This is a genomic window from Limihaloglobus sulfuriphilus, assembly GCF_001999965.1.
Taxonomy (GTDB): Bacteria; Planctomycetota; Phycisphaerae; order Sedimentisphaerales; family Sedimentisphaeraceae; genus Limihaloglobus; species Limihaloglobus sulfuriphilus.
Genome location: NZ_CP019646.1, coordinates 469,323 through 482,319 on the forward strand (window position 1 = coordinate 469,323; position 12,997 = coordinate 482,319).

Genomic DNA, 12,997 nt, shown 5'->3' on the forward strand with positions numbered 1-12,997 from the left:
TATGTGAAATTGTTTTTCTTAAAATGTATAGAAAACGATTGCTATAATCGATATAATGGCTCACAATACAGATTGACGGCTGAACTCAGCGTACAATCAGTCCGCTCCGGCGAATATTGATTTGAGCCGGAGTGATTAAAAGCATAGATTTTGGAACCATGCGGCCGCGGAAAGGTATCTTGACCGGCTGATAAATGTAAAGAAACTGGGGTTTAAAATATGATTTCCGGAAATAAAAACGACAAAGTCTCCGTCATAGAGAAAATAGGTTACGGCCTGGGCGATACCGCGAGTAACATAGTATTTCAGACTGTTATGCTTCTGCTGGCGTATTTTTATACCGATATTTTTGGCATAAGTGCCGCGGCAATGGGGACGCTGTTTCTTTCTGTGCGAATTCTTGATGCCGTGACAGATCCGTTGATGGGGGCAGTCTGTGACCGGACAAACACCAGATGGGGCAAATTCAGGCCCTACATCTTCCTGCTAAGTGTGCCCTTTGCAGTTATATGCGTGGTTACATTCACAACTCCGCAGTTTTCCCCCGCGGGCAAACTCATCTATGCCTACATAACCTATTCCCTGCTTATGATAATATATACCGCCATAAATATACCGTACTGCGCTCTGGGCGGGGTAATTACCTCTGACAGCCAGGAGCGTGTCTCGCTCAACAGCTACCGGTTTGTGCTTGCCACCGCCGGCGGAGTTATTGTCGCCTCATGCACCCTGCCTCTGGTCAGGCTTCTTGGCCAGGGAAACGAGCAGAAGGGCTATCAGCTTGCAATGACTGTATTTGGGGTCTTTGCTGTTGTCATGTTTCTTGCTTGTTTCTTCCTGACCAAAGAAAGGGTGTTTGCCGTCTCAGAGAAAAAGACCGGTATTTTGACTGATATTCGGCTCATTTTCAGCAATGACCAGTGGCTGCTGATAGCGGTCTTGACTTTTATGCTTTTGATATCTCTTGTATTACGCGGGAGTTGCGCTGCTTACTACATCAAGTGGTATGCCGGCAGGCCGGACTTGATTACTGCGTTTCTGACGACGGGAATGGTTGCTTCAATGATAGGGGCGGCATTTGCGGCGTCTTTGACCAGGCGAATGCCTAAGTCTAAAGTTTACATATTGATACAAATATCTATCGCGTTGGTTTCGGCGTGTATGTTTTTTGTCGGGCCGGCAAATTTAGCCCTTATCTTCATTCTCTTTTTTATAGTGCAGTTTTTTGTCCAGATGGGCAGCCCCATTCTCTGGGCAATGATGGCCGACTGTGTAGAATATGGAGAATTAAAAACCGGCAGGCGGGTAACAGGGCTGGTATTTTCCGGCGCTTTGTTTACTCTCAAGCTGGGAATGGCTCTTGGAGGTGCAATCCTCGGCTGGCTGCTTGCCTATTTTGGCTATCAGGAAAAGGCGGACATGCAGACAGAGGAGGCAATCCGAGGTATAGTGCTGATCTTTACACTAATACCGGCGATAGGGCATATCTTAGTGATCGGAATTGTCAGCCGCTACAAGTTAACTGACGATAAGTGCAGACAAATCCGTATCGAGCTTGAGAATAGAAGAGTTGATACGCACCAGGATATATGATTCTGCTGCGACTCTGAAACCCGCTGCTGAAAAGGCTTTAGATACGCATTCAAGGCGTATTTGCTGTGCAGTCTTAAACCTCATGTATAACCTGCGGTAATAGGCGTAATCTGCGGATTTACATACATCACACACTATTTTCGATTGACTAAGGGGTCTTTTTAGGCTATCTTACGTTTTTTAATAGAATTATGAAAAACGAGCGTCCAGATTTGTTTTGCGTGAAAATCAATTATTGGCGTTCTGTAGAATTTTTTTTGATAAGCGGTTATGCTTGCAATATTTAGGAAATTATATATATGCTGAAAAGAACACATAAGTGCGGCGAGTTCAGAGCAGAAAATATTGGTCAGGAAGTCGTTGTCTGCGGCTGGGTCAATTCGTATAGAGACCATGGAAACCTCGTTTTTGTTGACCTGCGGGATATCAGCGGCCTTGTGCAGGTGGTTTTCAATCCTGATGAAAATCCTGATATACATGAAACCGCCCGCCATCTGCGTTCTGAGTGGGTCATAGCTGTAAAGGGTAAGGTTCGGGCAAGGGGCGAAGGCCTCGAGAATCCGCGTCTTGCAACTGGCCAGATAGAGATAATAACCGGTGAGCTTGAAGTTATGGCAAGGGCAAAGACGCCGCCGTTTGAAATCGACGGTGCCGACCAGGTCGGCGAGGATACGCGTCTGAAATACCGCTATGTGGATTTGCGAAGGCCTGTTATGCAGCAGAAAATGATTGTGCGGCATAAAATAGCCAAACTTGTACGGGACTATCTCGACAGCCGCGATTTTCTTGAAATAGAAACTCCGATGCTGGGTAAAAGCACGCCGGAGGGTGCAAGGGACTATCTTGTGCCGAGCAGGCTTTATCAGGGCAGTTTTTATGCCCTGCCGCAGTCTCCTCAGCTTTTCAAACAGATTCTGATGGTTTCGGGCATGGACCGTTACTTCCAGATTGTACGCTGTTTCCGTGATGAAGACCCCAGGGCAGACCGCCAGGCGGAGTTCACGCAGATTGACATTGAAATGAGCTTTGTTGATTCTGATATTGTCATAACCACCATGGAGGAGATGATAGCCGGAATATGGAAAGAGATCGCCGGCTACGATGTTCAGCTTCCTATACGGCGAATGAGCTACAGGGAATGTATGGACAGCTACGGTATTGACCGGCCGGATCTGAGGTTTGATATGAAGCTGCATGATATATCGGATATTGCCGGCGAGTGCGAGTTTAAGGTGTTTAACTCCGTGGTTGCCAACGGCAATGTCGTCAAGGGGCTTTGCGCTCCAGGTGCCGGCAGCTATTCGCGAAGTGACATCGAGAAGGGCCTGACAGGTTTTGTCGGCGATTACGGCGCCAGGGGACTGGCATGGTTCAAGGTTTCCGCCGCGGAAGGCGGAGATGCTCTGGAACTTAAGTCTAACATAGCTAAATTCTTTACCGCTGATCAGCAGCAGGAAATTATACGCCGTTTTGATGCCAAGGACGGTGATCTGCTTCTCTTTATCGCTGATTCTGAGAATGTCGCGAACAAGGCTCTTGCCCCGCTTCGGGTGAAACTCGGCAGGGACCTTAAGCTCTACGACGAAAAGTCACTGGCGTTTGTATGGGTTGTTGATTTTCCGCTTTTTGAGTGGAATGAGGAAAGCGGCCGCTTTGATTCGCTTCACCACCCATTTACTGCCCCGGTTGAAGAAGACCTTTCTAAATTAGATACAGACCCGGGCAATATCATCAGCCAGGCGTATGATCTGGTTGTCAACGGTTCAGAAGTCGGCGGCGGCAGTGTTCGTATTCACAATATGCAAACCCAGCAGAAGGTCTTCGATATTCTCAACATTTCCCGCGATCAGGCCGAGGATAGATTTGGATTTTTCCTCAAGGCGCTTGAATACGGCGCACCTCCGCACGGCGGAATCGCCTTCGGCCTTGACAGGCTCACAATGATATTGACAGAGACAGATAATATCCGCGACGTTATAGCATTCCCGAAAACACAGCGGGGTCAGTGCCTTCTCACGGACGCTCCCAGCAGCGTTGATCAAAAACAGCTTGATGAGCTCAATATAAGAACACAGAAACATCTTCATGCCATTGAGGAGGAAGCATAAAAGGAAAAAATAAAACCGCAGAAAATAAACGAGTTCGCACGGATGAGCTCAAAGGCCGAAATCTCCTGAAGACTGTGGCGATGGATATTCAGGATAAGTTTAACCTGCGGAAATTTTTCCAGCCGGATACTATTGCCTCAAAGTGCCGTCTGCGTTTTGGGTTTACGATTATACTTGTATTGATTCTGGCGCTGCTGTTTCCTTATTTATGGATGGGTAAACTTGCCCAGAAAAGCGTTATAGATTCGGGGTTTTCCGCTGTTGAAACTGTTCTTAAGAATCACATGAAAAGCCGAAGTTCGTTTGAGCTTGATACAGAACCTTTTATTCTTGAAGAAACTGGGGACAAGTACAAATCGCAGTACAGCCCCGTTAATATTCGCTGGCGAAGGTTTGAGCTGGAGAATCAGCCGGAGAGTGAGACTGTCTTTTCAAAAAAAGAGCTCAAAACGATTACGGAAATCCGTGAAGAAGATAAGCAGCCTTTTCGTGTATGGGGTGAAGGCAGCGGCGCTCTTGCCACAAAAAAATACGTGCACCTTATAAAGAGTGAAAGCAGGTGCCTACAGTGTCATTCGGAACAGGGAGCTGCGCCGCCGTTTCAGAATAATCAGCCTATTGGTGCATTCGTAATAACAAAACTTGTCGGCCATACAGACAGGGCCAGGCTTGTTAATATTATATGCATACTAATGGCAGGCCTTCTCGCCGGTTCAGGAGCCATTATAGCCCTCTACGTAACTGTTCAGAAGGTTATATTGAGTCCGCTTCGTCAGTTAAGGGCCCTTGCCAACAATCTGGCCGAGGGAAATCTCGACACCAGGACATCTATTAAGACCAATGACGAATACGAACGGCTTTCGAACGCGATTAACCACATGCTTGACGGTTTACAGAGTTCGCAGGAAAAACTCAGAAACGCAAACCGCCAGCTTGATGAAAAAATACTCGAGCTTTCAGAACGCAACGTTGAGCTTTTCAAGGCAAACAAACTTAAGGGTGAGTTTCTTGCAAATATGAGTCATGAGTTCCGCACGCCGCTCAATTCAATTATGGGTTTTGCGGATATAATTCGGGAAAGACCCGATGCCCAAAAAGAAAAAATACAGAGATATGCTGACAACATAGGCAAGAGCGGCAGAAATCTTCTGTCCATGATCAATGACCTGCTTGAAATGGCAAAGGTCGAAGCCGGCAAGGTGGAGATAAAAATCCACGAGGTAAACATCCCCGAGATATGTTCATCGCTGGTGAACTTTTTTCTGCCTATGACAACGAAGAAAAGCATATATGTAGATATTGATCTTGACCCTGAAATACCGATAATCAGAACAGATCCGGATAAGCTCCAGCAAATACTCTATAATTTCATGAGCAATGCGGTTAAATTTGTTCCAGAATCCGGCAAGGTATCTGTAATAGGCAGGCTGCTTAATGAGAAAACCGTAAGGCTCTCTATCGCAGATAACGGGCCGGGCATATCGAAAAATAATCTGGACAAAATTTTTGACAAATTTCGCCAGCTCGACGGCTCAATAACACGAACCGGCACAGGAACCGGCCTGGGGCTGGCTATCTCAAAAGAGCTTTCGGTACTGCTTGGGGCTGAAATAAAAGTAGAAAGCGTTTTAAATCAAGGGGCTGTTTTTTCTCTTGACCTGCCGGTTCTCGGCCCCGATGCCAAAATGCCTGAAACCGCCAAAGACAATCAGCAGTAAATGATTTTGGAGATACAAAGTGAGTAAAGGTTACAGAAAATTAACTGAGGCTGAAATAAAGGTTCTTGAATCAAACGGGTGTGTTTGCAGCCGCTGGGATGATGTGTCGGTATGCAAGGGTTTTGATCCGGCTTTTATTAAAGAATCTTTTTTTTCCGGAACGGTCAGAATCGGCAGAACGGGTGAGACTGTTGAAATGGAATGCGGATTAGTTTTGCATTCGGGTATCTACCGAAGCCGGATCCATAACTGCTCATTTGCGGATAATGTACTGATAGAGAATGTTTCACTACTGGCAAACTATGACATACAAAATGACGCCGTTATTTGTAATACAGACCTCATGACAGTAGAAGGCCCAACGTCTTTCGGCAACGGCGTATTTATAGAGGTTGCAAACGAAAGCGGCTCAAGGGCGATTCCCATGTTTGACAGAATGTCGTCGCACGCAGCCTACATGATGGCAATGTATAGGCACAGACCCCAGATGATGCAGAAACTGTTAGGTATGGTTGATAAATATTCGAAGAAAGTTACTTCGGAAAGAGCTGTTGTAGGGGAAAAATGCATCATCAGAGGGGCTCGTCTGATTCGAAATACAAAATTCGGGCCGGGTACGCGGGTTGAACATGCAGATTGTCTGGAAAACGGCTCTATAAACAGCTCTCTGGATGATCCTGTGTATATAGGCGTCGGGGTTACCGCGAAAAATTTTATTCTTTGCCAGGGCGTCTCTGTAGAGGACAGGACCATACTGAAAAAATGCTTTGTCGGCCAGGCCACACGTCTGTCAAATCAGTTTTCAGCGGAAAACTGCGCATTCTTTGCTAACTGCGGCCTGCATCACGGCGAGGCATGTTCCGTTTTTGCCGGACCCTACACAGTTTCGCACCACAAGTCAACACTGCTGATTTCCGGTACATATTCTTTTTTTAACGCCGGCAGCGGCTCCAACCAGAGCAATCACATGTATAAACTCGGAGCTCTGCATCAGGGTGTGATAGAACGAGGTTCCAAAACCACCTCTGATTCATATATTCTCTGGCCTGCTCGTGTGGGCGCGTTTTCACTTGTAATGGGCAGGCATTATTCTCACGGAGATACAAGGAATATGCCGTTTTCGTATCTGATTGAGAGTGATGACAAATCCATGCTGTTTCCCGGGGTCAACCTGCGAAGCATCGGTACTATTCGAGACAGCCGCAAATGGCCCGAGAGGGATAATCGAAAGACCAAAGATATACTGGATTTTATATCTTTTAACCTGCTTACTCCTTATACCGCCGAAAAAATGTTTAACGCTCTTGAGATAATTGATCGCCTGCTTGAGGATGACAGTGATTCGGCGATAGTGGCATACAACGGGATGTGGGTAAAAAGAAGTTCACTTACCAAGGGCAAAAAGCTCTATATGCTCGCAATAAACAGGTATCTGGGCAACATATTGGTTCACTTTATGCGTAAATCAGGCTTTAAGTCATTGGATGATATATACAAACTGCTCGAAAGAGAGGACGGCAGGGCCAGAGGCGAGTGGATTGATCTGGCAGGGCTGCTGGTTCCAAAAGCCATGGCTGAAGAGCTGCTCGACGAGATAGAGTCGGGGAAGATTAACGGACTTGAACAGATACATGAAAGGCTGAAAAAACTGCATGAATCTTTTGCTGATCTCGAAGCATCATGGATCAGGGCTGCCATAGAAAGGCTCTATTCCAAAAAATGGCATGATTTTACGAAAAATGATTTTATCACCTTTGTTAATACGTGGATAGAATCAGTTGCCTCGCTTGATTACATGCGGTGCAGTGACGCGGCAAAAGAATTTTCCGAGACGATGAGTATAGGCTACGGCATAGACGGGGACAGGGAAGTCCAGAAAAAGGACTTCGAAGCTACCCGCGGCACAGCTGAAACGCATCCGTTTACAAGGGCGATCCTGGAAAGGCTCGAGAAAAAACGTGCCTCCGCGGCTAAGATAATCAAAAAACTTGAGAGTCTCTAATCAGAGCACTCCGAGAATCAAGTTTTGCTTTGAAAAACGCCGCGAGCTGTTTATACTTGAAGAACGAAAAACATAAATCTCAATATAACGGAATTTTTAAGTGAAGATTGCACTAATACAGATAAATCCCATTGTGGGAGATTTTGAATATAATCTGGATAAAATCTCTTCTGCATACTCAAAAGCTGTTGAGCTGGGGGCGGAACTGACGGTTTTTCCCGAGCTGGCTTTGAGCGGCTACCCTCCGGAAGATCTGCTGCTCAAACCTCATTTCACAGACTCCGCTTACGCAGCGCTGCGGAAGTTGGCCGCGTCAGTAATCCAGGTGCCTGCGGTTGTCGGATTTCCTTCTAAAAAGGAGGGCGGCTGCTACAATTCTCTCGCATTACTGGCTCATGGCGATATTGCCGAGGTTTACGACAAGCATGTCCTGCCTAATTACGGTGTTTTTGATGAAAGACGCTATTTTAAGAGCGGCTCTAAAGCGGTTTCCGCAGAAATAAACGGTTTCAGTGTAGCTTTCACCATTTGCGAAGACATCTGGCAGCTCGACGAGATTGCCGGCCACCTTGAAGCTCTTCCGCATCCTGATTTGATTTTAAATATTTCTGCCTCACCCTTCCATAAGGGCAAGATTGAGCAGCGAAAACAGATTCTGGCAAATGCCGCCCGCACTTTAGGCTCGCCCTTAGCCTACTGCAATCTTGTCGGCGGACAGGATGAGCTGGTCTTCGACGGCAGGAGCATGTTTGTAGATACTGACGGCAAAGTGGTCACCAAAGCCGCGGCGTTCGACGAAGATATCTGTATTGCGGATTTAACCAGAGACGGTTTGACGGCAGTTACGCCGCGTGCCGCACAGCCGGAGGATGTGTCTTTAGAGGTGTTTCACGCGGTTACAACCGGCACACGTGACTATATCCGCAAAAACGGGTTCAAGAAAGCTGTGGTCGGGTTAAGCGGCGGCATAGATTCGGCGGTTGTCGCGGCAGTAGCCGCCGAGGCACTGGGGCCGGAGAATGTTATCGGAGTTACGATGCCCTCGCAGTTTAACTCTGCCCAGACCCGAAGCGATGCGAAGGTGCTTGCGGATAATCTCGGAATTGCGTTTCATACAATACCTATAGGTGATACGCTGAATTCGTTTCACACCGAGCTGCTGCAAATAGACGGCTGGAATGACAAAACGACGGCTTATGAAAACCTTCAGGCCAGGATACGCGGCACGCTTTTGATGTCGCTTAGCAATCAGTTTGGCTGGCTTGTACTTACAACCGGCAACAAGAGTGAAACCGCTGTGGGGTATTCTACACTCTACGGCGACACCGCCGGCGGTTTTGCGGTAATAAAAGATGTGCCCAAGACACTCGTTTACAAGATTGCACGCCGGTTTAACGAGCTAAAAGGCCGCGAGATAATACCCGAATCCACAATTACCCGCCCGCCCAGTGCGGAGCTTCGGACAGACCAGAAGGACAGTGATTCACTGCCTGACTATGACCTGCTTGACGGGATTATAGAAGGATACGTAGAAAAAGACATGAGTGCTGCCGAGCTGGTAAATGCCGGATTTGACGCTGAGCTGGTGCAGCGTGTGATAAGGCTGGTTGATATGAACGAATATAAACGCCGCCAATGCCCGCCGGGGGTTAAGATAACGCCAAAGGCATTTGGCCGCGACAGGCGGATGCCGATTACAAACAGATACAAAACAAGAATATAAGGTAAAATACTGAAATGATCGTAGTTATCGACTACTGTGTTGGAAATGTCAGGAGTGTCTGCAACGCGCTTGATTATATCGGATGCGAGAACAGGCTCTCTGCCGAGCAAAAGGATATAGAGCAAGCCGACGGGATTATCCTGCCGGGGGTGGCGGCGTTTGGCTTTGCCGTCAATGCTCTGGGCAAATCTGCCGAGCTTGTTATCGAGGCCGCAAACTCGGGCAAGCCGCTGCTTGGGATATGCGTCGGCTACCAAATGCTCTTTGACTCAAGCTCTGAGCTTGGAGAACATAAAGGTCTGGGGCTTATTGAGGGCAGGGTTGTTCCTCTGCCGGCAGATAAGGGTCTCACTGTGCCGCACATGGGCTGGAATGAGGTTGCCGTATCGCCCGAGATGCATATTTTTGACGGTATGCGGGATAAGGAATACATGTATTTTGCCCATTCATTCCATGCAGAGGTGCAGAATAAATCTGCCGCGGTCGCCTATACTGACTACGGCGGAGCGGTAGTGGCCTCGATTCAAAAAGATAATATCTACGGAGTTCAGTTTCACCCTGAAAAAAGCTCAGATACTGGGCTGGAAATCCTTCGGAATTTCGAAAAGATATGTATGAACAGAATTTAATTTACTATATTTAAAGGACTTATACAATGCTTACAAAACGAATTATACCGTGCCTAGATGTCAAAGATAACCGTGTTGTAAAGGGCGTGAATTTCGTAAACCTCCGCGATGCCGGCGATCCGGTCGAGCTTGGAGCAAGATACAGCAGCGAAGGCGCTGATGAGCTGGTGTTTCTTGACATAACTGCCACAATACGCAATAATAAGACCATTGTTGATATGGTTCGTAATGTCGCAGAACATGTTTTCATACCCTTTACTGTCGGCGGCGGTGTACGCAGTGCCGACGATATCGACATACTGCTTAGAAACGGTGCCGAAAAAGTCTCCATAAATACCGCCTCTGTACTTAAGCCGGACATATTAAAGGAGTCTGCAGACCGCTTTGGCGCTCAATGCGTTGTCCAGGCGATAGATACGAGAAGAGACAAAAACGACCCGTCAAAGAACTTTGTATATCTCAAGGGCGGCACAGAGGCAACAGAGCTTGATACAGTAGAATGGGCTCAGCGGGCCGAAGAGCTCGGCGCCGGCGAGATTCTGCTTACTTCCATGGACGCCGACGGAACAAAGGACGGTTTCGACTGTGATATAACCAGAAAAGTTGCCGAGGCTGTCTCGATTCCGGTTATTGCTTCGGGCGGGGCGGGAAGCCTGGAAACCTTCGCTGACGCAATCCTTGTAGGCAAGGCCGATGCTGTGCTTGCTGCGTCTGTGTTCCACTACGGAGAAATAACGATACGTCAGACAAAAGAATATATGGCCTCCAGAGGTATTTCTGTAAGGCTTTAATTCATAATCAATGAACATACTCTTAAACGGAGTCTATCATGTTAAAAGCGATAAAAATAAAAGGGTTATTCGGTTCTTTTGACTATGACATTAAACTCAAGGACGAGGGGATAACAATCCTGACCGGGCCAAACGGCTATGGCAAGAGTACTATACTTAAGGCTGTCTATGCATTGGCGAGCCGGAACCCTTTCTTTTTTATTGACCTTTATTTCAGCGAGATGCTTCTTGAGTTTAATGACCGTCTGCCGGTAAAAATCTTCAAGAAAAACCAGGATGTTGAGATAGTTGACGGCGACAACGAGCCTGTGGTCTTGAATTTTGACAGGATAACTGACGAGCTTGAACAGAATCTTAAGAACAGTAACTACAAACGTATCGGCGGTGACCGCTGGATCGACAGGCGAACCGACAGAATTATTGATACAGAGATGCTTGTAAGCCGTATCGGCTCAGAAGAATGCGCCCTGAGGGACATCTTTCCGGATGTGCCTGATGTTTATCTGATAACCGATCAGCGGCTTTTCCGTAAAACATCCGGCGACGGAAGGCTGATACTTTCTAACGAAAACCAGGATGTTGACCATTTCAAAGAGGCTATATGGGAGTATGTAAAGGATCTGGGCAATCAGATCACCAATACTCTCGCCGAGGCGACTAAAGTTTCTCAGGGACTTGACAGCAGTTTTCCAAAGCGGCTTTTTTCGCAGAAACATGGTGTTGACAAAGAAGAGTTTGACCGGCGGTTCAATCGTATAAAACGAGTTCAGTCTTCCCTCAATCGCTATGGGCTGGCAGTTTCGGTTGTAGATGATGAGCCTGTTTACAGCGAGGAGAACGCAAAGGCCCTGAAGGTCTATCTTGATGACACAGAAAAGAAACTCAAAGTATTTGAGCCGCTTCTGATGCGTCTTGAGCTTCTGACCGAAATACTTAACAAACGCGGCTTCGTTAATAAAGAGGCGGTAATCAAGGGGCAAAAAGGACTTTGTTTCAAGACTAAGGAAGGCCGGTCACTGAAGCTGAAACGCCTTTCTTCCGGAGAGCAGCAGGAGGTTGTGATGATTTACGAGCTGCTCTTTAACGTTAAGCCCGATACGTTGGTAATGGTCGATGAGCCCGAGATTTCACTGCATGTTGCCTGGCAGAAACAGTTTATCGAGGATCTGCTGCGGATTGCCAGTATGCAGAGGATAAATGTCATCGTGGCCACCCATTCGCCGCAGATAATCAACAACCGCTGGGATCTTACCATTGACCTGGAGGATATCTCTTAATGAGAAGATACCTCGATGAAAATGACATCATGAACGAGATCAGGCTCGAACTGCGACATCCTTCTACCCGTGATAATGTCTGGGTGCTGGTGGAGGGGCCGACAGATCAGAGACTTTTCTCCAAACTCCTCGATGCTGATAAGGTGCGGGTTGAGATCGTGCACGGTGGTGGTGTGGAGCCGCTGCTAAGAGCCATCGAGAAACTTGCACGGGAGACAGACAGAATTGTTGCCATCCGTGACTCTGACTTTATACGGCTTGAGGGGAAATTCCCAGACCAGCAGGACCTCTATATTACAGACGCCCACGATGCGGAGATGATGATGGCGGCGAGCAATCCAACATTCCGCTCGCTTGTTTCCGAGTATTTGACAAACAGGCTCGATGATTATCTCGATTTGAGGGATGAAATTCTGCGATCAATCGCCTTTGCCGGCGCCGCCAGGTGGCTCAATCACATCAATTCATTGACCATAAATTTCAGCAAACTTGGTCTGGGCAGCTGTTATCGCGGCAAACAACTCAGGCTGCACAAAAAAAAGTACCTCCGCAAACTTCACGCGGCATCTCCCAACAGGGTGCGGGATCTGAATCTTGAAGAGGTTGAAAAGGCGATGCGGAAGTTTAAAGATTTGTTTAACCTCTGCCATGGACATGACTTCGAAAAGGTTGTCTCGCTTCATATCAGTCAGGTAACTTCAAAAGATATCAGGGATGACGATGTCGGCAAGACTCTCCGCCTGGCCTATTCATTTATTGAATTCGCAAAAACAGAACTGTATAAGTCGCTTCGCGGCTGGGAGCGGGAACACGGCTATAAACTTTTTTCAAAGGCACATTCAGCTTAATTTTTGGAAAATTTATAAAATGGAAAAAACCGCATTAAAAGTTATATTTTCCGGCAGGGTGCAGGGGGTTGGATTCAGATATAATGTTTTATCTCTTGCCGGCGGTTACAGAATCAGCGGTTACGTGCGAAACCTCCGCGACGGCACTGTTGAGCTTTTTGCCCAAGGAGATGAATCTGAAACAGAAGCCTTTATTAACGCCGTTTGCCGGAGAATGGACCGATACATTCAAGACCAGTACAGAACAATAGTTCCAGTTGAGCCGGCAATAAAAGATTTCCGCATAAAATATTAAAACATCACAAGTT

At 47.1% G+C, this 12,997-nt stretch carries 10 protein-coding genes; all 10 read left to right on the plus strand.

Annotated features, from left to right (window positions below):
• Positions 1-219: 219 nt before the first annotated feature.
• A complete protein-coding gene (locus SMSP2_RS01785; RefSeq protein ID WP_146682318.1) occupies positions 220-1,593 on the plus strand; it encodes a glycoside-pentoside-hexuronide (GPH):cation symporter in 1,374 nt (457 codons plus the stop codon).
• 299 nt (positions 1,594-1,892) lie between these two features.
• Positions 1,893-3,701: an aspartate--tRNA ligase gene (aspS, locus tag SMSP2_RS01790; protein WP_146682319.1), complete on the plus strand. Its 1,809-nt coding sequence runs from the start codon at positions 1,893-1,895 to the stop codon at positions 3,699-3,701.
• Between the two features lie 80 nt (positions 3,702-3,781).
• The gene (locus SMSP2_RS01795) at positions 3,782-5,419 is read left to right on the plus strand and encodes a sensor histidine kinase (RefSeq protein WP_146682320.1); all 1,638 of its coding nucleotides are present in this window, start codon (positions 3,782-3,784) and stop codon (positions 5,417-5,419) included.
• Between the two features lie 19 nt (positions 5,420-5,438).
• A complete protein-coding gene (locus SMSP2_RS01800) occupies positions 5,439-7,421 on the plus strand; it encodes a DUF4954 family protein (RefSeq protein WP_146682321.1) in 1,983 nt (660 codons plus the stop codon).
• Between the two features lie 100 nt (positions 7,422-7,521).
• The gene (locus SMSP2_RS01805; protein ID WP_146682322.1) at positions 7,522-9,144 is read left to right on the plus strand and encodes an NAD+ synthase; all 1,623 of its coding nucleotides are present in this window, start codon (positions 7,522-7,524) and stop codon (positions 9,142-9,144) included.
• A gap of 14 nt (positions 9,145-9,158) precedes the next feature.
• Positions 9,159-9,773, plus strand: a complete 615-nt coding sequence (hisH, locus tag SMSP2_RS01810; RefSeq protein WP_146682323.1) for an imidazole glycerol phosphate synthase subunit HisH — start codon at positions 9,159-9,161, stop codon at positions 9,771-9,773.
• A 26-nt stretch (positions 9,774-9,799) separates the two neighbouring features.
• Entirely contained in the window at positions 9,800-10,564 is a 765-nt protein-coding gene (gene hisF, locus SMSP2_RS01815) for an imidazole glycerol phosphate synthase subunit HisF (RefSeq protein WP_146682324.1), read from the plus strand.
• Positions 10,565-10,602: 38 nt separating this feature from the next.
• Positions 10,603-11,841, plus strand: a complete 1,239-nt coding sequence (locus tag SMSP2_RS01820; protein WP_146682325.1) for an AAA family ATPase — start codon at positions 10,603-10,605, stop codon at positions 11,839-11,841.
• Positions 11,841-12,689: a DUF4435 domain-containing protein gene (locus tag SMSP2_RS01825; RefSeq protein ID WP_146682326.1), complete on the plus strand. Its 849-nt coding sequence runs from the start codon at positions 11,841-11,843 to the stop codon at positions 12,687-12,689. Before SMSP2_RS01820 ends, SMSP2_RS01825 begins: the two co-directional genes overlap by 1 nt.
• 19 nt (positions 12,690-12,708) lie before the next feature.
• Positions 12,709-12,984, plus strand: a complete 276-nt coding sequence (locus tag SMSP2_RS01830; RefSeq protein WP_146682327.1) for an acylphosphatase — start codon at positions 12,709-12,711, stop codon at positions 12,982-12,984.
• Positions 12,985-12,997 lie beyond the last annotated feature (13 nt).

Bases quoted from the DNA above. Each gene is read 5' to 3' on its own strand.
- aspS (WP_146682319.1), top strand. From the start codon at position 1,893: ATGCTGAAAAGAACACATAAGTGCGGCGAGTTCAGAGCAGAAAATATT.
- hisH (WP_146682323.1), top strand. From the start codon at position 9,159: ATGATCGTAGTTATCGACTACTGTGTTGGAAATGTCAGGAGTGTCTGC.
- hisF (WP_146682324.1), top strand. From the start codon at position 9,800: ATGCTTACAAAACGAATTATACCGTGCCTAGATGTCAAAGATAACCGT.
- SMSP2_RS01830 (WP_146682327.1), top strand. From the start codon at position 12,709: ATGGAAAAAACCGCATTAAAAGTTATATTTTCCGGCAGGGTGCAGGGG.
- SMSP2_RS01785 (WP_146682318.1), top strand. From the start codon at position 220: ATGATTTCCGGAAATAAAAACGACAAAGTCTCCGTCATAGAGAAAATA.
- SMSP2_RS01825 (WP_146682326.1), top strand. From the start codon at position 11,841: ATGAGAAGATACCTCGATGAAAATGACATCATGAACGAGATCAGGCTC.
- SMSP2_RS01795 (WP_146682320.1), top strand. From the start codon at position 3,782: ATGGATATTCAGGATAAGTTTAACCTGCGGAAATTTTTCCAGCCGGAT.
- SMSP2_RS01820 (WP_146682325.1), top strand. From the start codon at position 10,603: ATGTTAAAAGCGATAAAAATAAAAGGGTTATTCGGTTCTTTTGACTAT.